At 60.7% G+C, this 26,313-nt stretch carries 28 protein-coding genes and 1 pseudogene; 12 read left to right on the top strand and 17 right to left on the bottom strand.

Annotation, left to right across the window (positions count from 1 at the left end; translation table 11 throughout):
* The 14 genes and pseudogenes from FHT93_RS33455 to ccoN form a co-directional block, all read right to left on the bottom strand.
* A pseudogene (locus tag FHT93_RS33455) lies at positions 1-305 on the bottom strand (heme lyase NrfEFG subunit NrfE); the annotation flags it as partial.
* Positions 302-859: a cytochrome c maturation protein CcmE gene (ccmE, locus tag FHT93_RS33450; RefSeq protein ID WP_183851271.1), complete on the bottom strand. Its 558-nt coding sequence runs from the start codon at positions 857-859 to the stop codon at positions 302-304. The pseudogene FHT93_RS33455 and the gene ccmE, both read right to left, overlap by 4 nt.
* Positions 856-2,019 carry a c-type cytochrome biogenesis protein CcmI gene (ccmI, locus tag FHT93_RS33445; protein ID WP_183851270.1) on the bottom strand — a complete coding sequence of 388 codons (1,164 nt, stop codon included), beginning with the start codon at positions 2,017-2,019 and terminating at the stop codon, positions 856-858. The genes ccmE and ccmI overlap by 4 nt, the downstream gene beginning before the upstream one ends.
* Positions 2,020-2,082: 63 nt before the next feature.
* Positions 2,083-2,811 (bottom strand): response regulator, encoded by a 729-nt coding sequence (locus FHT93_RS33440; RefSeq protein ID WP_113015183.1) that lies wholly within the window; start codon positions 2,809-2,811, stop codon positions 2,083-2,085.
* A gap of 175 nt (positions 2,812-2,986) precedes the next feature.
* Entirely contained in the window at positions 2,987-3,652 is a 666-nt protein-coding gene (locus FHT93_RS33435; protein WP_183851269.1) for a Crp/Fnr family transcriptional regulator, read from the bottom strand.
* Between the two features lie 23 nt (positions 3,653-3,675).
* Positions 3,676-3,834 carry a cbb3-type cytochrome oxidase assembly protein CcoS gene (gene ccoS, locus FHT93_RS33430; protein ID WP_112546969.1) on the bottom strand — a complete coding sequence of 53 codons (159 nt, stop codon included), beginning with the start codon at positions 3,832-3,834 and terminating at the stop codon, positions 3,676-3,678.
* Positions 3,831-6,113 (bottom strand): cation-translocating P-type ATPase, encoded by a 2,283-nt coding sequence (locus FHT93_RS33425; protein ID WP_113015185.1) that lies wholly within the window; start codon positions 6,111-6,113, stop codon positions 3,831-3,833. Before FHT93_RS33425 ends, ccoS begins: the two co-directional genes overlap by 4 nt.
* Complete coding sequence (locus FHT93_RS33420) at positions 6,110-6,595, bottom strand: FixH family protein (protein ID WP_113015186.1); 486 nt, start codon at positions 6,593-6,595, stop codon at positions 6,110-6,112. The genes FHT93_RS33425 and FHT93_RS33420 overlap by 4 nt, the downstream gene beginning before the upstream one ends.
* Positions 6,592-8,160 carry a cytochrome c oxidase accessory protein CcoG gene (gene ccoG, locus FHT93_RS33415; RefSeq protein WP_112971431.1) on the bottom strand — a complete coding sequence of 523 codons (1,569 nt, stop codon included), beginning with the start codon at positions 8,158-8,160 and terminating at the stop codon, positions 6,592-6,594. The genes FHT93_RS33420 and ccoG overlap by 4 nt, the downstream gene beginning before the upstream one ends.
* Positions 8,161-8,420: 260 nt before the next feature.
* A complete protein-coding gene (locus FHT93_RS35785) occupies positions 8,421-8,606 on the bottom strand; it encodes a hypothetical protein (RefSeq protein WP_112546973.1) in 186 nt (61 codons plus the stop codon).
* A gap of 12 nt (positions 8,607-8,618) precedes the next feature.
* Positions 8,619-9,482, bottom strand: coding sequence for a cytochrome-c oxidase, cbb3-type subunit III (gene ccoP, locus FHT93_RS33410; protein ID WP_112546974.1), 864 nt, complete (start codon positions 9,480-9,482; stop codon positions 8,619-8,621).
* A gap of 1 nt (position 9,483) precedes the next feature.
* Entirely contained in the window at positions 9,484-9,636 is a 153-nt protein-coding gene (locus FHT93_RS33405; protein WP_112546975.1) for a cbb3-type cytochrome c oxidase subunit 3, read from the bottom strand.
* Between the two features lie 8 nt (positions 9,637-9,644).
* On the bottom strand, positions 9,645-10,379 hold the full coding sequence (gene ccoO / locus FHT93_RS33400; RefSeq protein ID WP_112546976.1) for a cytochrome-c oxidase, cbb3-type subunit II: 735 nt from the start codon (positions 10,377-10,379) through the stop codon (positions 9,645-9,647).
* A gap of 8 nt (positions 10,380-10,387) precedes the next feature.
* On the bottom strand, positions 10,388-12,010 hold the full coding sequence (ccoN, locus tag FHT93_RS33395) for a cytochrome-c oxidase, cbb3-type subunit I (protein WP_183851268.1): 1,623 nt from the start codon (positions 12,008-12,010) through the stop codon (positions 10,388-10,390).
* A gap of 233 nt (positions 12,011-12,243) precedes the next feature.
* Here ccoN and FHT93_RS33390 point away from each other — a divergent pair, with 233 nt between their 5' ends.
* The 5 genes from FHT93_RS33390 (at position 12,244) to FHT93_RS33370 (ending at position 17,892) form a co-directional block, all read left to right on the top strand.
* Positions 12,244-12,972 carry a helix-turn-helix domain-containing protein gene (locus tag FHT93_RS33390; RefSeq protein WP_113147688.1) on the top strand — a complete coding sequence of 243 codons (729 nt, stop codon included), beginning with the start codon at positions 12,244-12,246 and terminating at the stop codon, positions 12,970-12,972.
* Between the two features lie 17 nt (positions 12,973-12,989).
* Positions 12,990-14,915 carry a PAS domain-containing sensor histidine kinase gene (locus tag FHT93_RS33385; protein ID WP_183851267.1) on the top strand — a complete coding sequence of 642 codons (1,926 nt, stop codon included), beginning with the start codon at positions 12,990-12,992 and terminating at the stop codon, positions 14,913-14,915.
* Between the two features lie 335 nt (positions 14,916-15,250).
* Positions 15,251-15,703 carry a pseudoazurin gene (locus FHT93_RS33380; RefSeq protein ID WP_113015190.1) on the top strand — a complete coding sequence of 151 codons (453 nt, stop codon included), beginning with the start codon at positions 15,251-15,253 and terminating at the stop codon, positions 15,701-15,703.
* A gap of 59 nt (positions 15,704-15,762) precedes the next feature.
* Positions 15,763-16,290: a DUF1775 domain-containing protein gene (locus FHT93_RS33375; RefSeq protein WP_113015191.1), complete on the top strand. Its 528-nt coding sequence runs from the start codon at positions 15,763-15,765 to the stop codon at positions 16,288-16,290.
* A 12-nt stretch (positions 16,291-16,302) separates the two neighbouring features.
* Positions 16,303-17,892 carry a copper resistance protein CopC gene (locus tag FHT93_RS33370; protein WP_183851266.1) on the top strand — a complete coding sequence of 530 codons (1,590 nt, stop codon included), beginning with the start codon at positions 16,303-16,305 and terminating at the stop codon, positions 17,890-17,892.
* Between the two features lie 18 nt (positions 17,893-17,910).
* On the opposite strand, the gene FHT93_RS33365 is transcribed toward FHT93_RS33370, so the two are convergent.
* Both FHT93_RS33365 and FHT93_RS33360 read right to left on the bottom strand, forming a co-directional pair.
* Positions 17,911-18,369, bottom strand: coding sequence for a hypothetical protein (locus tag FHT93_RS33365; protein WP_183851265.1), 459 nt, complete (start codon positions 18,367-18,369; stop codon positions 17,911-17,913).
* A gap of 3 nt (positions 18,370-18,372) precedes the next feature.
* Positions 18,373-18,528: a hypothetical protein gene (locus FHT93_RS33360; RefSeq protein ID WP_007823775.1), complete on the bottom strand. Its 156-nt coding sequence runs from the start codon at positions 18,526-18,528 to the stop codon at positions 18,373-18,375.
* Positions 18,529-18,690: 162 nt separating this feature from the next.
* On the opposite strand from FHT93_RS33360, the gene FHT93_RS33355 reads away from it, so the two are divergent.
* The 6 genes from FHT93_RS33355 (at position 18,691) to FHT93_RS33330 (ending at position 24,262) form a co-directional block, all read left to right on the top strand.
* Positions 18,691-19,233 carry a cytochrome c oxidase subunit 3 gene (locus FHT93_RS33355; protein ID WP_183851264.1) on the top strand — a complete coding sequence of 181 codons (543 nt, stop codon included), beginning with the start codon at positions 18,691-18,693 and terminating at the stop codon, positions 19,231-19,233.
* Positions 19,230-19,511 carry a cytochrome C oxidase subunit IV family protein gene (locus tag FHT93_RS33350; RefSeq protein ID WP_113204038.1) on the top strand — a complete coding sequence of 94 codons (282 nt, stop codon included), beginning with the start codon at positions 19,230-19,232 and terminating at the stop codon, positions 19,509-19,511. Before FHT93_RS33355 ends, FHT93_RS33350 begins: the two co-directional genes overlap by 4 nt.
* 205 nt (positions 19,512-19,716) lie before the next feature.
* Complete coding sequence (locus tag FHT93_RS33345) at positions 19,717-20,169, top strand: cytochrome c (RefSeq protein WP_007823770.1); 453 nt, start codon at positions 19,717-19,719, stop codon at positions 20,167-20,169.
* 18 nt (positions 20,170-20,187) lie between these two features.
* On the top strand, positions 20,188-21,528 hold the full coding sequence (locus FHT93_RS33340) for a cbb3-type cytochrome c oxidase subunit I (protein WP_113117630.1): 1,341 nt from the start codon (positions 20,188-20,190) through the stop codon (positions 21,526-21,528).
* A gap of 27 nt (positions 21,529-21,555) precedes the next feature.
* The gene (locus FHT93_RS33335) at positions 21,556-22,368 is read left to right on the top strand and encodes a CbbQ/NirQ/NorQ/GpvN family protein (protein ID WP_112546987.1); all 813 of its coding nucleotides are present in this window, start codon (positions 21,556-21,558) and stop codon (positions 22,366-22,368) included.
* A gap of 7 nt (positions 22,369-22,375) precedes the next feature.
* Positions 22,376-24,262 carry a VWA domain-containing protein gene (locus tag FHT93_RS33330; protein WP_183851263.1) on the top strand — a complete coding sequence of 629 codons (1,887 nt, stop codon included), beginning with the start codon at positions 22,376-22,378 and terminating at the stop codon, positions 24,260-24,262.
* A gap of 143 nt (positions 24,263-24,405) precedes the next feature.
* Here FHT93_RS33330 and hemN read toward each other — a convergent pair whose 3' ends face one another.
* Positions 24,406-25,758 (bottom strand): oxygen-independent coproporphyrinogen III oxidase, encoded by a 1,353-nt coding sequence (hemN, locus tag FHT93_RS33325; protein WP_113204086.1) that lies wholly within the window; start codon positions 25,756-25,758, stop codon positions 24,406-24,408.
* Between the two features lie 259 nt (positions 25,759-26,017).
* Between hemN and FHT93_RS33320 the strand changes: the two genes are divergently transcribed.
* Positions 26,018-26,302 carry a DUF2249 domain-containing protein gene (locus FHT93_RS33320; protein WP_112546989.1) on the top strand — a complete coding sequence of 95 codons (285 nt, stop codon included), beginning with the start codon at positions 26,018-26,020 and terminating at the stop codon, positions 26,300-26,302.
* Positions 26,303-26,313: the final 11 nt, after the last annotated feature.

Raw genomic sequence — 26,313 nt, 5'->3', positions numbered from 1 at the left:
ATCAGAAGCCAGAGCATCATCGATCCCTCGTGATTGCCCCAGACGCCGGAGTACTTGTAGATCAGCGGCACCAGCGAATGCGAATTCTCCCAGACGTTCTGCACCGAGAAGTCGGAAACGACATGGGCATAGGTCAAGACGCCGAAGGAGAAGGCGACGAGGGCAAAGAGCAGGATGGAGCCCAAGGGCGCCACATCCATCATCGCCTGATCGCCGCGCCTTGCACCGATCACGGGCACGAGCGACAGGACGATCGCGGTTGCGAGCGCCAGAACCAGCGCATAGTGGCCGATCTCGATGATCATGGCGTTGCCTTTGTCTGTTGCGCCTGGGCTTCCTGAGCCTTGGCTTGTTCGCCCTTGGCTTCAGCACCTTGTGGCGCCTCGCCCTGCGGCGCCTCACCTTGCGATGTCGGGCCCTTGCCCTCTTCCCAGAGGCCCTGAGCCTTCAGCTTGTCGGCCACCTCCTTCGGCATATAGGTCTCGTCATGCTTGGCAAGCACCGTATCGGCGGTGAAGACCGTGCTGCCCGTCTCGAACGTGCCTTCGGTCACCACCCCCTGCCCCTCGCGAAACAGGTCCGGCAGGATGCCCTCATAGCGGACATTGACGATCTCGCCGCTCGGATCGGTCACGGCAAAGCGCACGACCGAGCCTTCGCTGCGGATGACGCTGCCCTCGCCCACGAGGCCGCCGAGGCGGATGCGGGTGCCGGGTGCCACCGGCGTCTTGGCGAGATCACCGGGCATGTAGAAATAGGCGACCGACTGGCTGAAGGCGAACATCACGAGCAGCACGGCGACGAGGATGAAGCTCATGCCGCCGGCAATCACCGCCAGGCGTTTCTGCTTGCGCGTCATTCCACCGATCCTTCCGTCGCAATGCCCAGTTCCTTGGCCAGCGCCAGGAGCTGCCTGCCCTGATCGCCCGATGCCGGGAAGGCGGCAAGCCCGCGCTTCAGGGCATCGGCGGCGCGATCCTTGTCGTTCAATACGGCGTAAGAGCGGACAAGGCGCATCCAGCCCTCGAAATTATCAGGATCGGCGGTCAGTTTGGCATCCAGGCTCTCCACCATGGTGCGGATCATCTGCTGACGGTCGCCGCTGCTCATGGTCTCAGCCGCCGCCACATCCTGCTCCGTCGGGCCGCCCAGAGCGGGCGGTTGTGCTGCAGGCCGCGCGTCTGGCCCGGCTGCAGGCGCGACCGCCGTACCGCCGTTCCTGGCGATATGCTCGTTGACCAGCGGCAGCCACGGCGCATCGGCCGGCGATTGCTTCGCCAGACCCTCGAAGGCGCCGCGTGCCTGATCGGCTTGGCCGGCCTGCTCAAGGCTCAACGCAACATAAAAACGTGCGCGCGGGTTGTTCGGCTCAAGGGAGAGAATCTGATTGAGTTCATCGAGCACCTCTGCCGTCACCGTGCCATTTGAGGTGGCCATGAGCGTTTCCGACAGCCCTTCAAGACGGGGAACATTGGCTCCGTCCAGGCGAAGTGCGGTTCGATACGCCTTTGCCGCGTCATCAACCCGGCCCATCTTCAGGTAAACCGGAGCGATGATGTCCCATCCCCGCCCGTCCTCGGGGCGCTCGGCGAGATGATTCTCCATCTTCTTCACGAGGATTGCGAGATCCTCGCCCGGCTCCGCGAGCCTCGCCGCCAAAGGACGCGAGGGGATATCAGGAGAACCGAGAGAGACATAAAGAGCGATACTGAGTACGGGCAGGAACGCGGCTATCGCGTGTTTGAGCCATCTGTCGGAGCGTTGCGCGGTCTTTGCCGGCCGGTCGTTATCGGCGGCCTTGAACAGTCGGCGCGCCGTTTCTGCTTTGGCCAGTTCGTATTCGTCCGGCGAGATACGCCCGAAGGCGATATCCTCGTCAAGTTCGAAAAGCTGGTCGCGATAGACCTTGCCTGCATCCACTTTGGCGTCCGCTGCCTTCCGGCCGCCTGTCGAAAGCGGATGAAGCAGGATGGCGGTCGCTGCGGTCGTCATCACCGCGAAAAGTATCCAGATCGTCATTGTTGCAGCCATAATGGCTCAACTCATAGCGCCAGCAGCGGATCGGACATTGACGAGGATCAATTATCTCGGTGTTCGTCCCGGTCGACCGGTGAAGACATAACCGACGCCGCGTACAGACTGAATGAGATCCGGACTCTTCGGATCATCCTCGATCTTCTTACGCAAGCGGACGATCTGGGCGTCGATTGCGCGATCAAAGGCTTCGAAATTGCGGTTTCTCGTCAGATCCATGAGCGTTTCGCGCGAAAGAACCCGGCCGGGATTACGCACGAAAACAAGAAGCATATCGAACTCGCCCGTCGTCAAAGCAACGTCGTCGCCCTGGGGTGAGGTTAGCCGCCTGCGCGACACATCGAGGGACCAGCCTTCGAAGGCGAGCGTTTCGTCTTCTCCGTTGGTGGCACGGGTCGCGTCCGAGGAGGTGCGGCGTCGCAGGATTGTCCTCAGACGAGCCAGCAGTTCTCTCAGATGAAAGGGCTTGGCGATGTAATCATCGGCGCCGACTTCAAGGCCGACGACCTTATCCGTGACATCGTCCTGACCGGTCAGCATGAGTACCGGCACATCGGATGTGCTTCGAAGCTCCCGGAGCAGTTCGAGACCATTCTCGCCGTTCGGGAGCACTAGATCGAGAAAAATTGCCGCGAAAGAGCTCTTGGCAAGTTCGGAACGCATCGCCGCACCGTTCGCGACCGCGTTCACCTTAAATCCGTTGCCTTCGAAGTAACGCACCAGCATCTGCCTGATCCGCGCGTCGTCATCGACCACCAGAATCCTGTCCGGTTCCATTGTCCTCGTTGAGCTTGTTTCGACTTGCCAATCAGATAGCGCAGGAATTCGGCCAGCGCCACCGCTCTCAGCGCCGCATGCGATAGTTCCCAAAGAAACCTGGTGATGACCGCCTGGTAGGATTTGTCGCCACAACCTCCAACGTCATGACTTCGGACAGCTGACGCGATTGTCGCTAACAGACCTGACGCAGGAGAACGACGTTTTCAATGCGCACAGTTCGACCCTTCACGTCGACCCCGCATCTTGCGAGAGCGGCAAATGCCCTGGAAAGGGCCTCCGGCCCAAGCCCGAGTTTTCCAGCCAGAATCTGCTTCTTGTACGGAAGATGGAATGTCGCCTGAAGAGCCGCTTCCGGGCACTGCCGCAACAGGAAATTCGCCACACGTTGGATCGCAGTATACAAACGGTCGCCAGCAATGCCATCGAAAGCTTCAAGAAGGTGGCGGGCCGATATCTTCAGCAGGTTGCGCTGGAGTTGCGGGCATTTGTCGGCCAATGCCCGCAGCGCCGCAGCTTCGAACAGCACGAGATCGCTCAGGGCGCCGGCACATGCGCCGTGCGCATAGTTACCGCCGAGCACAATGACATATTCGGCGATGAAGTCGCCTGGTTCGCAGACGCGGATATCCGCATCACGCCCGCTCGATTCGGTTCGCGTCAGCCTGACAACGCCGCTTGCGACATAGACGACGTGGATGCCGGGCTCACCTTCCGAGAGAATCTCTTCGCCCAGCACATAGGTGCGCCGGCGAGCGAGGGCCGCAAGTCGTCTCGCGGTATCCTCGTTCAGCCCATGAAACAGGTCTGACCGCAAAAGCCGTTCGTTGTTAGAAAGCATCGGTCCTTTTCCGGCTGATGCTATCATGTAGCGGTCGGATCGGAATCATCATCGGAAATCACCCGCCAGGAAGCGCCCTCCAGATCGTCATACTGACCGCTCTTCAGGGACCAGAGGAACGCCGCCAATCCGAGGCCGCCCATGAAAAGTGCAATCGGAATCAGATAGATGAGCATATTCATGCGGCTTTCACCTCCTGATCGTGGATCGGCCTCTGCAAAGCCGGCGAAGAAGCGTTTCGTGCTGTAAAAGCGTTGAGACGCAGGGCATTGGTGACGACGATGATCGAAGAGGTTGACATCGCCACGGCAGCAATCAGCGGCGTGGCGAGGCCGGCGATCGCGATCGGTACGGCCAGAACGTTATAGCCGATCGCGAGTGCGAAATTCTGCCGGATGAGCGCGGCCGAGCGTCGGGCGATCCGGATCGCATCGGGCACGGCATCGAGTCTCTCGTTGAAGAAGACGAGGTCGGCCGCCTGGCGTCCTATGTCGGAAGCGCTGGACGGCGCCATCGAAACATGGGCTGCGGCGAGCGCAGGCGCGTCATTGATGCCGTCGCCGACCATCAGGACGCGCCGTCCCGCCTCTCGCAGGGCCTCGCAGGCTTCCACTTTCTGCTTCGGGGTCAATGCGCCAAGGGCGCGATCGACGCCGAGGCTGCGCGCCGTGCTTTCGACGACGGATTGGCGGTCCCCGGAAAAAATCAGCGTCTGGAAACCGGCCGATTCCAGATCGGCGACCGCCTCGGCCGCGCCCGGACGAAGCGTGTCATCGAAGAAGAAGCGGGCCAGCACCACCCCGTTTGCCGAAAGCACGACTTCGGACAGCGGACTGTCTGATGTCGCGATCTCGGCCTCGCCGCACGCGAAGGATGCGTTTCCGAGCCTGTAGACGATATCGCCGCGCGAGGCTTCGAGACCGCCGCCTGCGACCTCTGTCACGCGATCGAATTGCTCCGCCATGACCGCCTGGCGGGCGAGCGACTGCGAGAGCGGATGCCTGGAATGCAGAGCAAGTCCCGCGGCGATCGCAATGTTCTTAACATTGTCGGCCTCGGTCCGCATGAGCCTCGGTTGCCCGAGCGTCAGCGTGCCCGTCTTGTCGAAGGCGACGGCGTCGACCTCGGCGAGCCGCTCGAGCGCCGAACCGTCCTTGACCATGACGCCCCTGCGAAAGAGCTCTCCGGCTGCGACGACCTGCACGACCGGAACGGCCAGTCCGAGGGCGCATGGGCAGGTAATGATGAGCACGGCAACGCCGACGAGCATCGCCTGCTTCCAGTCCCCGCCGATGATGCCCCAGCCCAGAAATGACACCAGCGCAAGCAGGTGCACGGCGGGCGAATAAAGTGCTGCGGCCCTGTCGGCGATCCGCCGGTAACGCGCCCGTCCGCCTTCCGCAGCCTCCATCAGGCCGATGATCTCGGCAAGCAGCGAGTTGCGTGCCAGCTTCGTTGTGCGCACGATGAGCGAGCCTGTCAGGTTCATGGCCCCGGAATGGACATCCGTTCCCGGTTTTACGGCTACCGGGCTGCTCTCACCCGTCACGATCGACAGGTCGAGATCGCTCTCGCCGCTGGCGACGATACCGTCGACCGGGATGCGGTCGCCGGCCGCCACGGCAAACTCGTCGCCGACGGCGATCTCCTCAACCGCCACGTAGCGTCTCGACCCATCGGCCGCCAGCACCAACGCCCCGCGCGGAGCAAGCCGCGCCAGCCCGTTGATCGCTGCGCGCGCCTTCTCGCGCATGACGTGGTCGAGGGTCCGGCCGATCAGAAGGAAGAACAGCAGTGATACGGTCGCATCGAACCAGGCATGCTCGCCATGATGCATCGTCTCCCAGAGCGAAACCGCATAGGAGAGCGTCACGGCGAGTGAGATAGGCACATCCATGTTCGTGCGCCCGCGCTTCAACGCGTTCCAGGCCGATTGAAAGAAGAACCGGCCGGAATAGACGAGCGCAGGCGCTGCGATCATCGCCGAGATCCAATGGAACATGTCACGCGTCGCGGCATCCGCGCCCGACCAGACAGATACGGAGAGAAGCATGATGTTTGTCGCGGCAAAACCCGCGACCCCGACCGCAAGGAGAAGCTGGTTCCGTGTCTTGTCGCTTTCCGGCGCAAGCGGCGTGAAGAGATGGACCCTGTATCCGGTCGCGCTGATCGCGGCAGTGATGCCGGTCGGATCAACCGGTTTGTTGTCCATCTCCTCGGCATAGACGCAGCTCACACGCCTGGAGGTGAGGTTCACCCTGGCCTTGCGCACATAGGGCAGGCCCGACAGAGCCCGCTCGATGGTCGATATGCAGGCGCCGCAATGGACGTCAGGCACGCTGAGATCGAGCTGACGAAGGCCTCCGCCGAGCGCATGGCTTACAAGTCCGATCTCCTCGGCGCTGAAGGCGGTCGTGCTCATCGCCAGGACGCCGTCCGCATTCATGGTGCAGCAGGTCATTGGCCGAACTCCGCAGTGTCGATGCGCACGGCCTCGTGCATGACGATCTCGCCGCTGCGGCGCGAGGTGACCTCGACGATCCAGTCGCCTTCGGCGATTACGTGATCCGCCTCGAACCGCCCTTCCGAAAGTTTGATCAGCGCAACGCGAAAATCTTCATGATCGCCGACCGGCCGCTTGAAGTTGGCCACGACATCGTCGACAACAGCCGGCGAGCCGTCCTTGTTGCTGATGTCATAATGGATTTCGCCGCTCTTCAGCGAAAGCCTGCCCGCGATCCCGGAGGCAGCCATCGCCTTCATGGCGGCGGCCTTCTCATTGAATTCCTGGCTGGCGACATAGGTGTTTTCGACCACGAGCCCGCTCCAGCTCGATGAGGCGTACCAGGCCATCGTAAAGTTGACGGCGATGATTACGCCGAAGAAAGCACAGGTCGTCAGCAACATATGCCTGCCGGTGAATCCTTGCGTGCGGGTGCTCATCTGACATCTCCTGGGGCGTTGAATGCGGCGCGATAGGTCGCGCGGTCGGCGTGACCGGCATCTTCGATCGAAAAGAGGAATTCGTTGATCGCGTCGCCCGTCGGCTTGCGGGTGACGAATACCTTGAGTGTCGTGGCTGCGTCAGGCGCGGCGTCGATCGTGAACCGACGTCCTTCCTCCTTGCCGAGTTCAGGAATCCGCATCGTCGCGCCATCGATGCCCGACAGGGTCAGCTCGATCGTTCGCGGTTTGGGGACCATGTTGAGGACGCGCAGCGTATATCCGTTGCGGATCGATCCGTCGCTTTCCAGCACGTATTGCGGATTGCGGTCATGGACGACATTGAGCTCCAGCCGTTCGCGCATCGACAGGTGCACGAGCATGGCAATGCCAATGCAGGTCCAGACGCCCGCGTAAAAGACGACGCGCGGCCGGAAGATGATACGCCAGTTGAAGTGGCGAATGCCGTCGACAAAAGAACCATCCGGATTTCTGACCCGCGCCGGCTGGACCGGCGTCCTGCCTGCGTCGGTGGCGATGTTCATGTTGCTCGCATATTCGCTGAGCGTCGCATAGGCTATCAGGCCGCGCGGTTTGCCGATCTTGTCCATGACATTGTCGCAAGCATCGATGCAGAGCGCGCAGGTGATGCACTCCATCTGCTGGCCATCGCGGATGTCGATGCCCATCGGACAGACCGCGACGCAGGCATTGCAGTCGACGCAGTCACCGACGGCCTGTCCCTCCGCCTGCGTCTTCTTGGCATGGCGCGAGCGCTGCTCACCCCGCCAGTCGTTATAGGTCACGACCAGCGAGTTCTCATCGAGCATGGCGCCCTGTATGCGCGGCCAGGGGCACATGTAGGTGCAGACCTGTTCGCGCAGGAGCCCGCCAAAGACGTAGGTGGTCGACGTCAGAATGGCGACCGTGGCGTAGGCGACGGCCGGAGCCTGCCCGGTGAAGAGCCCTTTGACGAGCGTCGGCGCGTCGGCGAAATAGAATACCCACGCGCCGCCGGTGAGAACGCCGATGACAAGCCAGGTCGCATGCTTGAGCAGGCGCTTGCGAAGCTTGTCGAACGTCCACGGCCCGGCGTCCAGTTTCATTCTGGCATTGCGGTCGCCTTCGATGGCGCGCTCGACGACAAGAAAGAGGTCGACCCAGACCGTCTGCGGACAGGCATAACCGCACCAGGCGCGACCGACTGCCGAGGTGACCAGAAACAGGCCGAACCCAGCCATGACCAGCAACCCGGCGACATAGTAGAACTCCTGCGGCCAGATCTCGATGAAGAAGAAAAAAAAGCGGCGCGACGACAGGTCGATCAGGATAGCCTGGTCGGACGCATAAGGTCCGCGATCCCAGCGGATCCAGGGCGCAAGATAGTAGATCGCGAGCGTGATCAGCATCACGATCCACTTGAACCGGCGAAAATGTCCTTGAACCCTCTTGGGAAAGACCTTCTTGCGAGCCGCATAAAGCGGCTGACGGTTGCGCCGGGCGTTGACCGGCTCCGCATTGACGCGTTCCACTAATTTGGGATCGGGTGCTGTGTAGAGGTTCATGGGCCTGTTCCGATTTGTGACTGCCCTTCTCCTCCGTTTCCAGCTGACCATCCTTGATTCATATCAAGAACGTGGTTTGCTCGGCACATGCGCTGCGCAGGCAGGATGCGGCCCTGAAAGAGCCCGGCAATCGACAGGCATAGGCGGTTGCGTCCGATCGCTCCTTGCGCTTGGTCAAAGAAAAAGGGCCGCGCCCGGGAGAGAGGGCACGGCCTGGAGGACAACGGGGAGAAGCCGCTGGGACGTCCTCGTTTGCAGATTTAGCGGCTGGTCGGGTTGTGATCTTTGAGGCAGATCAAACTTACGATCGAACTGCCGATCTTTGCAGGATCTTCCTGTTCGCAGGATGGTGGTGCGGACCTTGCCCGCATCGACACACGCGAGCGGATCACCGCACGCGGGGTGCCATAGAGTTCAAGGAGCGCATTATGGTCATGGTTCGTCATCGTGCAGGTTCCTTATTGGCCGCCGCCGAGCGAGTGGACGAAGACGGTGAGTTCCTTGACGGTCGTGTCCCCAAGGCGCGCGGACCAGGCCGGCATGACGCCATGTTTTGGAGCTGCTACCTGTCTGATGATGGCGTCTTCACCCCTGCCCTTCAGCCAGATGGCATCGGCAAGATCCGGTGCGCCCATCTCCGCCTTGCCCCTGGCATCCTCGCCGTGACAGGCCGCACAATTGTCCACGAATACCTGCTTGCCGGGTTCCACTAGCCCTTCGTCGGATGGCTTGTTCGTCAGGCTCCATACATAGGCTGCGACCTGGCGGATCTGATCCTTGTCGATCATGTCTGCGAAAGCAGGCATTTCGGAGACATGCGTGTCCGTGTCGCCGTCGAAGCGGATGCCATGGGCGATCGTCGTCTGGATGGAATCAAGGTCACCACCCCAGAGCCAATCATCGTCGTTGAGGTTCGGGAAACCAGGTCCACCGCTCGCACCGGAACCGTGGCACGGCGCGCAATTCACCTTGAAGGCGGAGGCGCCGCCGGCGATCGCGAATTCGCGAAGCGCCGGGTCGGCATCGATTTCCTGGACGGTCTTGGCGGCGATCATGTCGTGAAACTTCGTCTGCGAGGCCTTGGCCAGATCAAGGTCTTGCTGCAGTTCGGCGCGGCTCGAAAAGCCGAAATAGCCTTTGGTGGCTGATGTGATCATCGGAATGGCCGGATAGGCGATCGCATAGCCTATTGCCCACAGGATCGTCGCATAGAAGGTCCAAACCCACCACCGTGGCATTGGATTGTTCAATTCACGGATCCCGTCCCATTCATGGCCGGTGGTTTCGACGCCGCTGATTTCATCGATATGTTTTTCCGACATCTCAATCGTCCTTCAAAGGAATATTGGCGGCATCCTTGGCGGCCTGTTTGCCGCCGGGACGGAGCGTGAAAATCACCGCTCCGATAAAGAAGGCCGTCATTGCCAGCAGGCCCCAGCTGTCGGCGAAGTGCCGCATTGCGGTGTAGGTTTCCATGTTTCACCTCATCGGTAGCCGGTGGCGTCGTCATAGGTTGAGAAGTCGACGAGCGTGCCGAGCATCTGCAGGTAGGCCACAAGGGCATCCATCTCGGTGAGCTTCTTGGGATCGCCATCGAAGTCGCCGACCTTGGCCTTGGGATATCGCGCGAGAAGCGCCGTCGTATCGGCGTTCGGGTCGGCCTGCATCTTCATGTCCGCCTCCGCATTGGCGATCATGTCGTCGCTATAGGGTACGCCGACATCAACATTCGCTTTCAGGTCCATGCCGACGTCCTTGACGGTGATCTCGTGCTCCTTGAGGAAGGCATAGCTCGGCATGATCGATTCCGGCACGACGGCCCTCGGGTTCGACAAGTGCTGGACATGCCACTCGTTGGAATAGCGGCCGCCCACGCGCGCGAGATCCGGGCCCGTGCGTTTCGAGCCCCATTGGAAGGGGTGATCGTACATGGATTCGGCTGCCAACGAGTAATGGCCGTAGCGCTCCACCTCGTCGCGGAACGGCCTGATCATCTGGCTATGGCAAAGATAGCAGCCCTCACGGATATAGATGTTGCGGCCTGCCAGTTCGAGCGGCGTATAGGGACGCATCCCCTCCACCTTCTCGATCGTGTTCTGCAGGTAGAACAGCGGGGCGATTTCGACGATACCGCCGATGCTGACGACGAGCAGCGAGCCGACCAGAAGGAGGGTCGCGTTTTTCTCGAGGATCTGATGTTTGTCCAGGATTGATGCCATGTGTCACCTCACTCGGCAGCCTGTGCCTGCGGCACATAGGCAGTAGGAATTTCGGCTTCGTCGCGCTGATGGCCCCGAATTGTCATGAAGACGTTCCAGGCCATCACGAGACCGCCGGCGAGGTAGAGACCACCGCCAAGCGTGCGCAATACGTAGTATGGGAACATCGCCGCCACGGTCTCGGCGAAGGAGTAGACGAGGAAGCCCTGGGAATTATATTCGCGCCACATCAGGCCCTGCTGGATGCCGGCGACCCACAGGACCGCCGCATAGACGACGATGCCGAGCGTTGCGAGCCAGAAGTGCCAGTTGACCATGCGCAGGCTGTAGAGGCGTTCGCGGCCCCAGAGCTTCGGCGTCATGTAATAGATCGCACCGAAGGTGATCATGCCGACCCAGCCGAGCGCACCCGAATGCACGTGACCGATGGTCCACTCGGTGTAGTGGCTTAGCGAGTTCACCGTTTTGATCGACATCATCGGGCCTTCGAAGGTCGACATGCCGTAAAAGGCGATGGCGACGATCATCATGCGGATAATAGGATCGGTACGGATCTTGTCCCAAGCGCCCGACAGCGTCATCAGACCATTGATCATGCCGCCCCAGGAGGGCATCCAGAGCATGACCGAGAAGACCATGCCCAGCGTCTGCGCCCAGTCCGGAAGCGCGGTGTAGTGCAGGTGATGCGGCCCGGCCCAGATATACATGAAGATCAGCGCCCAGAAGTGGATGATCGACAGCCGGTAGGAATAGACGGGGCGGTTCGCCTGCTTGGGCACGAAATAATACATCATCCCGAGGAAACCGGCCGTCAGGAAGAAACCGACGGCGTTGTGGCCGTACCACCATTGCGTCAGGGCGTCCTGAACCCCCGAAAACAGCGAGTAGCTCTTCGAGCCGAGGAAGGAAACCGGCACGGCAAGATTGTTGACGACGTGCAGCATCGCGATCGTCACGATGAAACCGAGATAAAACCAGTTCGCCACATAGATATGTGGCTCCTTGCGCTTCAGTATGGTGCCGAGGAAGACGGCGAGATAGGCGACCCAGACGATCGTCAGCCACAGGTCGACGTACCATTCAGGCTCGGCATATTCGCGCGCCTGATTGATGCCGAGGACATAGCCTGTCGCCGCCATGACGATGAAGAGCTGATAGCCCCAGAAGACGAACCAGGCGAGGCTGCCGCCAAAGAGGCGCGCATGACAGGTGCGCTGGACGACGTAGAAGGACGTCATGATCAGCGCATTGCCGCCGAAGGCGAAGATCACCGCCGAGGTGTGGACGGGCCGGAGCCTGCCGAAATTCAGATAGGGAGCGAAATTGAGATCGGGGAACGCCAATTGCCCCGCAATGACGACGCCAACGAGGAAACCGACGACGCCCCAGAACACGGTGGCGATCAAGCCATAGCGGATGACCTCGTCGAAATAACCCGTTGGGTCCGCTTTCGGCAGCCGCCCTGCCGGCGAGAAATCCACGTTCCTGACGAGAAGTAGCGTTCCCGCAAAAAGGCAGAAGCTCAATATCCCCATGTGGATTGAAAATAGATGGTCGTGGGCGAAAGCAGCGCCAAGCAATGCCAGGAATGCTCCCACGGCGACCACCATGGTTTCCGTAGTATAGTTCATGATGACGTCCCCAGTGCGCAGACGACCACAGCGCGGTCGCCTTTCTCGTACTTTGAGGAACGACTGTCATGGAGACCCCGTCTGTTCCTTGATCCAGGTCAACGAAGGCGTAGCTTTGCCCGTTGTTACAGACTGTTACAGGGTCTTACCCTTTGGCACCGTCTGCTCATTCCGCTGTGACCGAACGCCTTTCTATTGGCCTCACATTCAATCAGGGCACGGGGATCATTGGGATGTTGATGCAGGGCCAGCAGGCATTCGAGAACGTCGATCTTGGCGTAAAGGCGGTTCAGGGCAATTCGTTGTCGTCGCTTTTCCAGATGTCGGCGACCGAAACGGTCGAGGCGGGAAAGGCGATCTGCTGGGAGGGTGATGCCGCACGGCATCTGTTCCAGATCACCGAAGGCGTCGTTCGGCTTCATCGCATCATCGGCGACGGGCGCCGGGTCATCACCGCCTTTCACTTCGCCGGCGATGTCGTCGGCTCTTTCCTGCAGGGCGATTTCCTGTTTACCGCCGAAGCCGTGACGGATTGCAAGATTCGCCGCCTCTCGCGCAAACAGTTCCAGGAAGAGATCGAGCGTTCCGACCTTCTGCGGCCGGCCTATATCAGCCTGCTCTGCAGGGAGACCGCGTCGGCCCACGACCAGCTCGTGCTCCTGTCCAGGAAAAATGCCGAGGAACGCCTCTGCACCTTTCTCATGAAGCTTGCGACCCGTGATGGCGAAACGCTCCATCAGGGGCTGCTCGAGGTGCCGATGAGCCGGCAGGACATCGCCGATTATCTCGGCCTGACCATCGAAACCGTTTCGCGCTCGATCAGCAAGCTCGCCCAGAGGAAGATCGTCATTCCGGACGGCCGGCACAATCTGCGCATCGTCAATCTGGCCCGCCTCGCCCAGTTGTCGGGCAACGTGGATGATTTTTCGGACAGAACCTGCCATAGGGGTAGCGTCCACTGACTCCGGAACGAATGTCTATGCCTCACCGTCTGATCTCGCCGCGCATCGCATCGCCCCAGGAACTGGACGCGCTCGTACATGTGCTCGACGGGGCCGACATCATCGTGCACCGGCTCGAAGGCACGATCACCCATTGGTCGATCGGCAGCGAGAACATGTATGGCTGGTCTCGTGAAGAGGCCGTGGGCGAATCCGTCTATACTTTGCTCGATGCGCGCTTTCCCGAGCCTATGGACACCATACGCGCGCATCTGACGACGCGGGGCTTCTGGCAAGGCGAGGTCGTTCATCGTCACAAGAACGGTCGCGACATGTACGTGACGACACGCTGCGTTCTCGTCAATCTTCCAGACGGCGATCCCGTCGTCATCGAGGCAAACAGCGATATCAGTGCCCTGCGCAAGGCGGAAGAGGCTGTGCTGGCGCGCGAGGCACACCTGTCATCAATCCTCGACACAGTACCCGATGCGATGGTTGTCATCGACCAGAACGGCAATGTCATGTCGTTCAGCAAAGCGGCTGAGATGCTCTTCGGCTTCAGCTCTGAAGAAATCTGCGGCCAGAACGTCAAAAAGCTGATGCCCGAACCCTATCGCGCAGCCCATGACAGATATATCGACCATTACATGCAGACGGGCGAGAAGCGGATCATCGGTTACGGTCGCGTCGTAACGGGCCAGCGCGCTGACGGCACCCAGTTCCCGATGGAACTTCACGTCGGCGAGGCAACGGCAAATGGCGAACGGATCTTCACCGGCTTCGTTCGCGATCTGACCAGCAGGTTCAAGATCGAGGAGGACCTTCGCCAGGCCCAAAAGATGGAAGCCGTGGGTCAGTTGACCGGCGGGCTGGCGCACGACTTCAACAATCTCCTCACCGTCATCAGCGGCAATCTGGAAATGATCGAGGACAAGCTCCCGTCAGGCCCGCTGCGCGACATGCTGCAGGAAGCGCAGGATGCCGCGGCCGACGGCGCAAAGCTCACCGGACAATTGCTGGCCTTCGGAAGACGTCAACCGTTGAACCCGAAGCAGGCCGATCTCGGCCGGCTCGTCACCGGCTTTTCCGACCTGTTGCGAAGGACGCTCGGTGAAAACATCAAATTGTCAACGGTCCTTTCGGGATCCGATTTCAACGTGCTGGTCGACAGTTCCCAGTTGCAGAACGCGATCCTCAACATCGCTCTGAACGCGCGCGACGCCATGCCGAAAGGCGGCACTCTGACCACCGAGGTTTCGCGTGTGCAGCTCGATGCGGACTACGCGAAAATGTATCCGGAAGTTCGCAGCGGCAATTTCGTCCTCGTCTCCATGAGCGATACCGGGGACGGCATGACCGAAGAGGTCAAGAAGCGTGCGATCGAGCCCTTCTTCACCACCAAGGAAGTCGGATCGGGAACCGGACTGGGCCTCAGCATGGTCTACGGCTTCGTCAAGCAATCGGGCGGCCACCTGCAAATCTACAGCGAGGTCGGTCGCGGCTCGACGATCCGTATCTACCTGCCCGCGCTTTCGAGCGCCGGCGCAAGGGATGAAGCGACGGCTGGCGGCAAGGCCGAAGCGGCACTGCCGGGTGGCGACGAACGCATTCTCGTGGTCGAGGATGATTCACGCGTCCGAAGGGTTGCGGTCGCCCGATTGGCCGGGATGGGATATTCGGTGATCGAGGCGGATAATGGCCGCCGCGCCCTTCAATTGCTCAAGGACCAGCCCGATGTCGCGCTTTTGTTCACCGACATCGTTATGCCCGGAGGCATGACCGGCGACGAGCTGGCAAGGGCTGCCCGTGTGGAACGGCCACACCTCGCCGTACTCTTCACCTCGGGATATTCCGAGCCAGCACTGGCGGCAAACGAGGTCATCACCGGAGCGCAATGGCTTCGAAAGCCATACACTGCGCGTGACCTTGCCCTGAAGATACGCGAGCTCATCGACGCCCGGTGAGGCGGACGCGCGTAAACTCTCTCAAAAACCCAGCAACCTGCTCGCCCACCGGGACTCCCGACGGCTCCGGGAGGGCAAACCTGCACTCGCGCTGGGCCTGAAGTCAGTCTTCCAGCAGTTGGGAGGATGCCCAACGGTCAGGAGATTGATGCCGTTATCAGCGATGATCTGCGGCGGCTCAACCGTTCTGTTACCTGTCGTCGAAAACACACCGGGGAGAGCCGCCGGTCGCTGAATTGGCACAGCCAATTTGACGGGCATCAAAGAGTGAGCCGCTTGCATGTCCTAAACCCTAGCCGAGGCCAAGGTCGGCCCCGAACGATAGGAGAAATGCAATGCGTCTGAATTTTGGACTGATCGCTGCCGCAGCGGTTCTGATGGCATCGGCAGCGCCGCTCATGGCCGCCGACCATCAGATCCAGATGCTCAACAAGGGCGCCGACGGCGCGATGGTCTTCGAGCCGGGATTCGTCAAGATCGCTCCCGGCGACACTGTCACCTTTGTGCCCACCGACAAGAGCCACAATGCCGAGACCTACAAGGGCCTTATTCCGGATGGGGCTGCGGAGTTCAAATCCAAGGCGAGCGAGCAGTACCAAGCCAAATTCGACGTGCCCGGCGCCTATGTGATCAAGTGCACACCGCATGCAGGCATGGGTATGGTGGCGCTGATCCAGGTTGGCGAAAACCCCACCAACCTCGAAGTCATCAAGACTGCCAAGCTTCCGAACATGGTGCGTAAGCGCCTTGACGCCGATCTCGCACAGATCGCGCAGGTCACCCAATAACGCAGGAGCGATCACAGGTGGCGCGCGATGCGCCCCACCTGCGGACCAGGAGACATGTGATGATCAGACAGTTGGCCCTCACCGTGGCGGGCATGTTTTGTATTGCCGGATCGGCGCAGGCCCATATCACTCTCGAGCAGACCGAAGCGGTATCCGGCAAGGCCTACAAGGCCGTGCTGCGCGTGGGCCACGGCTGCGAAGGCAAGGCAACCGTCAGGATCCGGGTAAAAATCCCCGAAGGATTGCTGTCTGCCAAACCGATGCCCAAGGTGGGCTGGACGGTGGAAAAAATCCGCGGAACCTACGAAAAGAGCTATGATCTCTACGGCAAGCCGGTCAAGGAAGGCCTGACCGAGATCGTATGGCAGGGCGGCCAGCTTGCCGACGACGAATATGATGAATTCGTGTTTCGCGCCACCGTGGCGAAGGAACTGCCGGCAGCGACACGGATTTACGTCCCTGTCGTCCAGGAATGCACCGAAGGCGCGGTCGAGCGCTGGATTGACATTCCCGCTGCAGGCAAGACGTCGGATGATTATGAGACGCCGGCGCCGTTTTTCGACGTCGTCGTTCAGCCTCGTTCCTGAGATGGGTCGCCCATGGCGTGGAATTTTCCCCTATGGGCCACCCTTTGCATGCTCGCGCGTGTCGCGGGGCTGTTTCTTCTGCTGGCAGCCGGGGCAGACGCCCATGCTGTCCTGATCGCATCATCGCCCGCGAATAATGATATTCTTGCCGCCGCGCCGGAAAAAATCCTGTTGCGCTTCAACGAAGCCGTCAGGGTCGTTCGCTTCGGCGTGGCCGCAGGCGATGGCGTTGCCAGAGAGATTTCAGCGAGCTCGACGGGTGCCGAAGTCGAAGCGCCCCTTCCCCGCCCGCTTGCAGAAGGCACAGTGATCTTCAGCTACAGGGTGGCCTCTGAGGACGGCCATCCGGTCGGCGGATCCGTCGTCTTTCATGTCGGCAAACCCTCGGCCCCCGCCAGCAGTGTTTCCGATAGACCGTCGAAGGCGTTGCATGGCGCCCTCTGGCTCGTCACCATCGGTTCGACACTCGGTCTCGCCATCATTGTCGGCGGCTCGTTTTTCAATTGCTGGCTTTCTCCGGCAGGCAGGCGCGCGGAATCTCCCGCCCTCGCTGCGGCAGCAATCGTGTTTATCATGACGGGGCTTTATCTTCAGGGACTGGACGACATTGGCCTGGGCCCTGGCTGGGCCGGATTAGAGCCGTTTGCCCAGGCTTTTTCCGACAGAACGGGGATCGCCCAATGCCTCAAGCTGGTGGCAATTGTGCTTGCTCTTTTGCCGTTTGTCCGTCGTCCGCAGTCCGCACGCATAGTCTCGGCTACCGCACTTGCCGTTGCCTCACTTGCCTTCACGCTGACCGGCCACAGTTCGATTGCGCAACCGCGCTTCATCGCACAGGCGTCAATCCTCCTGCATGCCGCTATCTTGATTTTCTGGATCGGAAGCCTGCTGCCACTGCTGCGTCTCAGCCGATCTGCTGGCGATCAGCATTCGCTGCGCTTCTTCTCTCGCCTGATACCGGTCCCCTTCGTCCTTATGTTGCTGGCGGGACTTGTGCTTGCAGTGATGGAAATACCCCGCATCGACATCGCATGGTCGTCGCTGTTTGTGCGCGTGCTGGCCGTCAAGATAGCCCTCGTCGCGGTCCTCTGCGGGATCGCCCTCTACAATCGTTTCTGGCTGACTGCTCCGGCGCTGGCGGGGGAGGCTGTCGCCCGGCGCAGGCTGCGCTTGAGCATTGGCGGCGAGATCGGGCTTGCGCTTTTGATCGTCGCTGCCGCCTCGCTATGGCGTTTCGCCGGTCCTGAACAATATCAATACGCGTATGCCAAACCGCCCGTGTCACTCCATCTCCATGGGCAGAAGACAATGGCGGAACTCGAAATGTCGCCGCAGCCTGACGGTATGGTCGATATCCGCGTTTCGATCCTGACACCGGAATTCGATCCGATGCAGCCACGAAGCGTATCTCTGAGCCTAAGGAACAGCTTGCAAGGGATCGAGCCTCTCAAATACGGACTGACAAACGCTGCCGATGGCACATGGGCCGTGAGAAACCTGCCGCTTTCAGATACTGCGGGCTGGAGCGTGGACCTTCAGGTCCTGATCGACGACTTCAACCTCGTCCATCTCGAAGGCGACTTTCCGGCAGGAACCGAATAGACCACAGGCATGTCTCAATCACGCCACGTCGAGCTCGATCCTGGATGCCGCGTCTATCCGTCTGATGATTCGACGCTGGGCAGCGATATGCCGACGCAAGCCACAGAAGAACGATCTGAGCAGGTAGTTGACAGCGTCGAAGGACAGCGAGCAGCGGCAACCTTGTAACGCCTGCAGCACCTCCACAACATCCTCCCCCGACTCCAGATTGACCCGTCGACCAGCCTCGAGGTGGTTCTCCGTCTCGGATCGCTCGCTGCCGCTCATGATCGCTCCCAGCCAGTCGGAACCGATCTGTTCCTCCAGTCGATGACTGGTCAGAAGCAGAGGAAGGAGCCCGTCGGCGACCGCGCCGCAAAGGCGTTCATTGACGCGACATGGCAGGAAATCAGCGATCGCCTCAAGAAGTTCGCACCAGGACAGGAGCTCGCCGTAACGCGCTTCAAGCTCGTGAAATGCCGATGTCGGGCGGTTCATCGCTTACCTCTGGAGAAAAAGGCTTGCGGCGATAGCGATCGCGGCAATGACCGCAGTCACGACACCTGTCCGTTGCAGCACGCCCATCCGGTAAAGCATGATCGCGAAGATCACGATGACAGGTGTTGCTATCGAAAGTCCGATTTGCGCGTCGCTCATAAGGTCTCCTTTGCGACCGCAACATAGCTAGCCGCAACGATCGCTTCTTTGAGATCGGTCAAAGATTGCCCTCGCTCGGCGAGCGGCCTGTCCGCAGGAGGAGGCATAGCTGTTTGCGGTTTCACAAAGACGAGCACTCAGCCTCGTCATAGGCTTGAGAACATGACCTCGATGATCTCAAGCCGCGATACACGCGATATTGATAATGGCGATCTACTGGTATGGATCCTCGCCTGGAGCGAGCTGGTCGCTTTCGGGGCGCTGCTGACGGCCTTCGTCGTCGCCTCCGTGCTGCATCCGGAAACATTCGCAGCCGGCAAGGCAAGGCTTGATCATGCCTTGCCGATCGCCAACACGGTCGTGCTTCTGGCAAGCGGCTGGCTTGCCGCCAACGCGGCCGAACAGGGCGCAATCTCTCGCCGGCGTTTGATGCTGCTTGCGGCGGCACTGGGCGGGGTCGTATTCGGCGGGCTCAAAGGCCTGGAATATGCATTCGAAGGCGCGTCCCTTCTGTCCGGCGATCCCTTCTCGCAGCTCTATCTTCTCATCACCGGATTTCATCTGACGCATGTGGCTTTCGGATCGATGATCCTCGTCCTCGTGGCAATTTTTCCGACGCGGGAAAATGTCCACCTGATCACCACGCTCTGGCATGTGATCGACATCGTCTGGCTCGTCATGTTTCCGGTGATCTATCTGCTATGAAGCACTCCGGTCGTCCGAACTGCTCGCGCGCTTTACTGCTGCTTTTTGCTCTGACAGGCTCGACGTTCATCCTGACACACGCTCTGCCGAATAGCGTACCTCCGGTTCTGGTCGCTGTGACGATCGCTGTCATTGCCGTCACCAAGGTCCGGCTCGTTGTGCTGGATTTTCTCGGACTTCGTGGAGCTCAGACGCCCTTGATCGCGGCCTTGTGGTCCTGGGCGGCATTCGTGCTGTTGATCGCGGTCACGCGCGCCGCCTTGCAACTGTCCGTCTGACATTTCGCTCTGCTCTTCAAAAAGCCACCCGCGTGAGTGCCGACTGTCCGCGGCGTGCAGCTTCTCCGGCATGCCGCACATTCGTCGGCTTGCTTGCGAATGAGCAAAGAGCCCCCGGTCGAATTCCGCCATTCCCTTCCAGCGAGCCCGCTGGCTCGATTTCCGACGTCACGGCGGCACCGCCACTGACATGAAAGGATGATCAATGGCTGAACGCCTGACAAAAACCGCGGCCCGAAACGTGTTCTACGGCGGGTCGGCATTTTTCTTCGCCATATTCGTGGGCCTGACGGCCCACAGTCACTACTACATCCGCACGGTTTCCACCAATGAGGCCACGCTGACGGAAGGCGTCGCCCGCGGGAAACATATCTGGGAAAAGAACGCCTGCATCAACTGCCACACCCTTGATGGCGAAGGCGCCTATTTCGCGCCGGAACTGTCGAATGTCTGGATCCGCTGGGGTGGGGACAAGGATCCGGCGAATGCCCGCGAGGCGCTCCACGCGTGGATGGCGGCGCAACCTTCCGGCATCGAGGGTCGACGGCAGATGCCGCAGTTCAACCTGACAGACCAGGAGGTCAATGACCTCGCCGATTTCCTCGAATGGGTCAGCAAGACCAATACTCAGAACTGGCCCCCGAACCAGGCCGGCTGACAGCGAGAGGCTATAGAAATGAAGTACAAGACCCAGAGCGTCGCAATGCTCTACTTTTACGGAGCTCTCGGCCTGTTCATGGCCCAGCTCCTGTTCGGCGTGCTCGCCGGCACCATCTACGTGCTGCCCAATACGCTATCCGTCGAACTGCCCTTCAACATCGTGCGCATGATCCACACCAATGCGCTGATCGTCTGGCTGCTGATGGGCTTCATGGGGACGACCTATTTCCTGCTGCCAGAGGAATGCGAAACTGAGCTCTACAGCACCAAGATCGCAATCGCGCAGTTCTGGATCTTTCTGATCGCCGCAGCAGTCGCCGTCGTCGGCTATCTCTTCCATATTCACGAAGGCCGCGAGTTCCTGGAACAGCCCTTCGCGATCAAGGTCGGGATCGTGATCGTCGCGCTGATGTTCCTCTTCAACGTCACCATGACCGCGCTCAAGGGACGAAAGACGACAATCACCAACATCCTGCTCTTCGGCCTATGGGGTGTAGCGATCTTCTTCCTCTTCGCCTTCTACAACCCCGTCAATCTCGCGCTCGACAAGATGTACTGGTGGTATGTCGTCCATCTGTGGGTCGAGGGCGTCTGGGAACTGATCATGGCGTCGGTGCTCGCCTTCCTGATGATCAAGCTGAACGGCATCGACCGGGAGGTGGTCGAGAAGTGGCTCTACGTCATCATCGGACTGGCGCTTTTTTCCGGCATCCTCGGCACCGGCCACCATTATTACTGGATCGGCGCCCCCGGCTACTGGCAGTGGATCGGATCGCTTTTCTCGACGCTCGAAGTGGCGCCCTTCTTCACCATGGTCGTATTCACCTTCGTCATGACCTGGCGCGCCGGTCGAAAGCACGAAAACAAAGCCGCCCTCCTCTGGTCGATCGGTTGCTCGGTCATGGCCTTCTTTGGGGCAGGCGTCTGGGGTTTCCTGCACACGCTGTCGTCGGTCAACTATTATACCCATGGCACGCAGGTCACCGCAGCTCATGGGCATCTGGCCTTCTTCGGCGCCTATGTGATGCTCAATCTCGCGGCGATGGCCTATGCCGTCCCACAGATCCGCGGCCGCGCGCCCTATAATCAATGGCTGTCGATCGCCAGTTTCTGGATCATGTGCACCGCAATGTCGGTCATGACCTTCGCGCTCACATTCGCTGGCATCATCCAGGTGCACCTGCAGCGGGTTCTCGGCCAGTCCTACATGGACGTCCAGGATCAGCTCGCTCTCTTCTACTGGGTGCGACTTGGCTCCGGCATCTTCGTGTTCATCAGCGCCCTGATGTTCATCTGGTCGGTGCTCGTTCCCGGACGGACGCGCGTCGCAAGCCCAGTGGTCCAGCCCGCCGAATGAGGCGGGCCATTTTCCTGGAGAACAAAGATGACAATAGCCTTCAACCACCCGCTCAATCCTGATGTGGAGATACCGCACTACGCGCCACAGGGGAACGAATGCGCACTTTTCGAACACGCCTGGACGCGACAGCTCCCGATCCTGCTGAAAGGGCCGACCGGCTGCGGCAAGACACGCTTCGTTCAGCACATGGCCGCCCGTCTCGGCCTGCCTTTATCGACAGTCTCCTGCCACGACGACCTCACGGCCGCCGACCTCACCGGCCGATATCTTCTCAAGGGCGGCGAAACGGTCTGGATGGATGGCCCGTTAACCAAGGCCGTTCGGGACGGCGGTATCTGCTACCTCGATGAAATCGTCGAGGCGCGCAAGGACGTGACGGTGGTTCTCCATCCGTTGACGGACGACCGCCGCATCCTTCCGCTGGAGCGGACCGGCGAAGTCCTGGAAGCCGGTCCCGGATTCATGGTCGTCGTCTCCTATAATCCCGGCTACCAGAACCTGATGAAGGCGCTGAAGCCCAGTACGCGTCAGCGCTTCGTCTCGATTGAATTTGATTTCCTGCCGCGCGAGCGGGAAATCGCCACAGTATCTCTGGAAAGCGGCCTTGCCGAGGGCAAGGTTGCACCGCTCGTCGAACTTGCCCGGCGTCTGCGCGCGCTCAAGGGCCAGGATCTGGAGGAAGGCGTTTCGACCCGCCTGCTGATCTACTGCGCTTCGCTTATCGACGCCGGCCTGCCGACGATCGACGCCGTGCGGGCGGCCATCATCGAGCCGCTGACCGACGAGCCGGACGTCAAGGCCGCCCTCGTCGAGGTCGCCAGGGCCGCGATCGGATAGGTGAAATATGCTGGAATTTCTGGAACTCGAAGAGACGGTGGGCCGCGCCTGGCATCGGCTGGTCGGCGATACCAGTTCATGGCCGCACCACCCGGCTGCGGCCGTTCACCTTGCCGAGCTCAGACAGCAGCTCGCAGTCTGCTTCAGGGCCTTCGGCGGGGACGCCACCCTGCAGATCCAGAGGGCCCGGCAGAAAACCTCGATGCACAGGCTGCGGCTCAGACAAGTCATCGGCCTCGGCGAGGAGAGATCGGACCACCCGACCTGGGACGGCACGGCGATCCACCTGCCGGCGGCTATCGATCTTTTCGACGATCGTTCGCTCAATCGGGATCTTTACTTCTGGCTGGCCGCCTATGTGGCGACCGCGCCGTCCGCTTTGTCCCCTGCCGATCCGGCTCTCGCCGATCTCTGGCGGATCGAAGCGGGTCGGGAAAATTCCGCCCTGGTCATCCAGAGATTCCCAGGAATGGCGGCACGCTATGTGCGGCTCACCCGGGCGCTGCTTGGCTGCCGCAGGCGCGGAGCGCTTCCTCAGGCCGAACGGTGGATCGAGGAATTCGCGCAACTGGCACTCACCGTTCCCTTGCATCATTCCCTTCCCGACGCCGTCCGCCCAAAGGTAACCGCCGCCCCTGCCGGCTATCTGCCTATGCTGCCTTTGCCGATCTGGCCGGATTTCAGGGGCCGCAGTGAGACGAACTCGTCAGAGCGCGATGACCTTCCGTCGGATCAGGCGGGTAACGACCAACAGGCGCGGCCATCGCATGAGGCAACACGCAAACGCGACGCCGACGATCGCAAGCGCGATCCCTTCATTTTGAACCGCTTCGAGAAAATCCTCGCCATGGCGGAAATGGTCAACGTCGATCGCCCAAGCGATGACAGCGAGGAGAACGATCCGGCGGCGGCCGATGAACTTGAGGAGATCGCACTCAGCGAAACGCGCGAACGGCCGAAGTCCAAATTTCACTTCGACCTGGACCTCTCCCCGGAAGCCGCCGACCCGGCGACGATAGACGGCGAATTCACCTATCCGGAATGGGATTTCCGGAAGAGCCAATACCTTGCCGACCACTGCCGCGTGGTGATCGGCTCACCCTCCGACAAGACAGATCAGGCAATCGTCAGCGACGCCGCACTCGTGCGCAAGGTCAGGCGCCAGTTCGAGACGCTGCGCCCGAAGCGGGAACTGCGAAGGGCACAACTGGACGGAGATCAGATCGATCTCGAAGCGGCCATCCGCTCCCGCATCGACTTCATCGCCACCGGCCAGCCGGATGATCGCATCTACGGATGCGCCCGCCCTGCCAGCCACGAGCTTGCGACCTCAATCCTCGTCGATGTCTCACTGTCGACGGACTCTTGGGTCGACAATCGCAGGGTTCTCGACGTCGAAATGCAGGCGCTCGACATCCTTGCCCGCGGCCTGCAATCCTGCGGCGACCGCTTTGCCATCAAGACATTCACGTCGCGTCGGCGCGACTGGGTTCGCGTCGAGACCATCAAGGATTTCGAAGAGACATTCTCAGCCAGGACCGCCAGTCGCATCGCAAGCCTCAGACCCGGTTACTACACGCGCATGGGAGCGGCCATCCGGCATATATCCAGGCAGCTGGAGAGCGACGGCGCAAGAAAGAAGCTGCTGCTTATTCTGACGGACGGCAAACCCAACGACGTCGATCACTACGAGGGTCGCTTTGCCCTCGAAGACAGCCGCAAGGCCGTCATGGAGGCACGGACGAAAGGACAAGCGGTCTTCGCCGTCACGGTCGACCGCAGCGCCGGTGACTATCTCCCGGCGATCTTCGGCAGATCCGGCTTTGCCCTCGTGTCGAACATCTCGAAATTGCCGAGCGCACTGCCGGCGATCTACCGGAACTTGACGGCATAGCGAGGCAAAAAGCCGAGCCTTTCACACGCAGAAACCAGGCGGAATCGCTTCCAGCCTGGTTTTTCTAACTAAAGGAGGGATGGCCGGCAGGCATATCGTTGTTGTCACCTGCCGCTTGTCAAAAAGTGGCGCTCGGACGGCGATCATGCCGCCTTGCTGTGCGTCCGGCCGAACGAGCCGAAATAGGCGTCGAAGGCCGCCGCGACGGCGCGGACCATGAAGCGATGCTCCTTCGAGACGGTGATGCGGCCATTCTCGATCGTCACCACACCATCCGACGCAAGGCTGTCTAGCCGGTCGTTCCGCTCGAGGAGAAAGCCGGCATCGTAGCCGGCCTCCGCGCCAAGCTTTGCGAGATCGACCTTGAAGTCGCACATCAGCCGTTCGATCACCCTGGCGCGAAATTTGTCCTCGTCGGTCAGCCCATAGCCCTTGGCCGTCGCGAGGATTCCGGAAGCGATCCGCTCGGCATAGCGACCAAGAGCGACATGGTTCTGGACGTAGCCATCAGGCAGCCGGCCGATCGCCGAAGCGCCGAGCCCGATCAAGGTTTCACATTCATCGGTCGTGTAGCCCTGGAAGTTCCGCCGCAAGCTTCCCGAAAGAGAGGCGACGGCGAGCTGATCGTCGGGCAACGCGAAATGGTCGAGGCCGACACGAACATATCCGGCGCTCTCCAGCTCCCTGGCAATCGCCTCGGCCTGCTCGTTGCGTTGCGTTGCATCAGGCAGCGCGGCTTCGTCGATCAGCCGCTGATGCTTCTTGAAGGCCGGCACATGGGCATATCCGAAAACGGCGAAACGCTCCGGTCGCAGCTCGACCGCCGTCCTCACCGTTTCAATACAGGATTGGATGGTCTGATACGGAAGTCCGTAGATGAGATCAAAATTGATGCTCGTCACACCATAGCCTCGTAGCCCCGTCACGGCGGCTTGGGTCTGCTCGAAGCTCTGTATCCGGTTGATCGCCTTTTGGACCACCGGGTCGAAGCTCTGGACGCCAAGACTTGCGCGGTCGACGCCGTTCTCGCCGAGTGCGGCAATCATTGCACCCGATAGCGTCCGCGGATCGATCTCCACCGCAACGCTGCAGTCGCTGGTAAACTGGAATGCGCTCTTGAGCTTGTCCATCAGGCTTGTAAATTCGTCCGGCTTCATGATCGTCGGCGTGCCGCCGCCGAAATGAACGTTTTTGACCGGAACCTCGTTTCGAGCCGCCTGCGATACGAGTTCGATCTCCTGGCTCAGGACGTCGAGATATTCCAGCACGGGCGCATCCTGGCGCGTGATCGTCGTGTGGCAGCCGCAATACCAGCACATGGAGCGACAGAAGGGAACGTGCAGATAGACGGAGACAGGTCCGGCAGCTGCGACCTCCGCGAGACCCTGCGCATATTGCTCCGGCCCGACGGCTGGCGAAAACGCAGGCGCGGTCGGATAGCTGGTGTAACGCGGCAGGCGGGCCTCGCCATATTTGGCGACCAGGGCATCGGACATTTCGGCTTCCTTCATGAGACAATCATGATGTTCATAGGCCGACGAAGGGGCAGGCTTCCTTGTCCTGGATCAACAACGACCCGTGTAAAGTTGACAATAGCAAGTTCGGCGGTCGCCAGCGTCCAGGACAACCAACAATCGCCCGGCTGTTTGCTCACTGTCAAAGTCGCCTGACCCGCACCCGGCTATCTTCCGCCTCGACACAGGATGCGTCGCGGTCCGGTCATCAGTTATCCCGCGGCAGAAGGAAACAGCCATAATGACAGATGCGCCAGCCACGCAGACCGCGATTGCGCATATCGACGTCCGGATCCTGCCACCCGTCGAACGCCATCCCCGGATCTTCGGCACGCTGAACTCGCTGACACCGGGCCAGAGCCTCCACATTACCAGCGACCACGAACCTCGTCCGCTGCAGTACCAGCTCGACACTGCCCTTCCCGGAAAATTCGCCTGGGAATATCTCGAACAGGGGCCGGATGTCTGGCGCGTGGAGATCACCCGCCTCGATGCGGGTTGCGACTGCTGCTGCGGCAGCCACTAGCGCCGGAGACG

This window comes from Rhizobium sp. BK379, from assembly GCF_014193955.1.
GTDB lineage: Bacteria > Pseudomonadota > Alphaproteobacteria > Rhizobiales > Rhizobiaceae > Rhizobium.
Note: the sequence above shows the minus strand (reverse complement) of the source record. Positions and strands in the feature narration are given on the sequence as shown.

Coding starts and splice junctions, on each gene's coding strand:
- ccmE (WP_183851271.1), bottom strand. CDS start 859: ATGACGCGCAAGCAGAAACGCCTGGCGGTGATTGCCGGCGGCATGAGC.
- ccmI (WP_183851270.1), bottom strand. CDS start 2,019: ATGACGATCTGGATACTTTTCGCGGTGATGACGACCGCAGCGACCGCC.
- FHT93_RS33440 (WP_113015183.1), bottom strand. CDS start 2,811: ATGGAACCGGACAGGATTCTGGTGGTCGATGACGACGCGCGGATCAGG.
- FHT93_RS33435 (WP_183851269.1), bottom strand. CDS start 3,652: ATGCTTTCTAACAACGAACGGCTTTTGCGGTCAGACCTGTTTCATGGG.
- ccoS (WP_112546969.1), bottom strand. CDS start 3,834: ATGAATATGCTCATCTATCTGATTCCGATTGCACTTTTCATGGGCGGC.
- FHT93_RS33425 (WP_113015185.1), bottom strand. CDS start 6,113: ATGACCTGCTGCACCATGAATGCGGACGGCGTCCTGGCGATGAGCACG.
- FHT93_RS33420 (WP_113015186.1), bottom strand. CDS start 6,595: ATGAGCACCCGCACGCAAGGATTCACCGGCAGGCATATGTTGCTGACG.
- ccoG (WP_112971431.1), bottom strand. CDS start 8,160: ATGAACCTCTACACAGCACCCGATCCCAAATTAGTGGAACGCGTCAAT.
- FHT93_RS35785 (WP_112546973.1), bottom strand. CDS start 8,606: ATGACGAACCATGACCATAATGCGCTCCTTGAACTCTATGGCACCCCG.
- ccoP (WP_112546974.1), bottom strand. CDS start 9,482: ATGTCGGAAAAACATATCGATGAAATCAGCGGCGTCGAAACCACCGGC.
- FHT93_RS33405 (WP_112546975.1), bottom strand. CDS start 9,636: ATGGAAACCTACACCGCAATGCGGCACTTCGCCGACAGCTGGGGCCTG.
- ccoO (WP_112546976.1), bottom strand. CDS start 10,379: ATGGCATCAATCCTGGACAAACATCAGATCCTCGAGAAAAACGCGACC.
- ccoN (WP_183851268.1), bottom strand. CDS start 12,010: ATGAACTATACTACGGAAACCATGGTGGTCGCCGTGGGAGCATTCCTG.
- FHT93_RS33390 (WP_113147688.1), top strand. CDS start 12,244: ATGTTGATGCAGGGCCAGCAGGCATTCGAGAACGTCGATCTTGGCGTA.
- FHT93_RS33385 (WP_183851267.1), top strand. CDS start 12,990: ATGCCTCACCGTCTGATCTCGCCGCGCATCGCATCGCCCCAGGAACTG.
- FHT93_RS33380 (WP_113015190.1), top strand. CDS start 15,251: ATGCGTCTGAATTTTGGACTGATCGCTGCCGCAGCGGTTCTGATGGCA.
- FHT93_RS33375 (WP_113015191.1), top strand. CDS start 15,763: ATGATCAGACAGTTGGCCCTCACCGTGGCGGGCATGTTTTGTATTGCC.
- FHT93_RS33370 (WP_183851266.1), top strand. CDS start 16,303: ATGGCGTGGAATTTTCCCCTATGGGCCACCCTTTGCATGCTCGCGCGT.
- FHT93_RS33365 (WP_183851265.1), bottom strand. CDS start 18,369: ATGAACCGCCCGACATCGGCATTTCACGAGCTTGAAGCGCGTTACGGC.
- FHT93_RS33360 (WP_007823775.1), bottom strand. CDS start 18,528: ATGAGCGACGCGCAAATCGGACTTTCGATAGCAACACCTGTCATCGTG.
- FHT93_RS33355 (WP_183851264.1), top strand. CDS start 18,691: ATGACCTCGATGATCTCAAGCCGCGATACACGCGATATTGATAATGGC.
- FHT93_RS33350 (WP_113204038.1), top strand. CDS start 19,230: ATGAAGCACTCCGGTCGTCCGAACTGCTCGCGCGCTTTACTGCTGCTT.
- FHT93_RS33345 (WP_007823770.1), top strand. CDS start 19,717: ATGGCTGAACGCCTGACAAAAACCGCGGCCCGAAACGTGTTCTACGGC.
- FHT93_RS33340 (WP_113117630.1), top strand. CDS start 20,188: ATGAAGTACAAGACCCAGAGCGTCGCAATGCTCTACTTTTACGGAGCT.
- FHT93_RS33335 (WP_112546987.1), top strand. CDS start 21,556: ATGACAATAGCCTTCAACCACCCGCTCAATCCTGATGTGGAGATACCG.
- FHT93_RS33330 (WP_183851263.1), top strand. CDS start 22,376: ATGCTGGAATTTCTGGAACTCGAAGAGACGGTGGGCCGCGCCTGGCAT.
- hemN (WP_113204086.1), bottom strand. CDS start 25,758: ATGTCCGATGCCCTGGTCGCCAAATATGGCGAGGCCCGCCTGCCGCGT.
- FHT93_RS33320 (WP_112546989.1), top strand. CDS start 26,018: ATGACAGATGCGCCAGCCACGCAGACCGCGATTGCGCATATCGACGTC.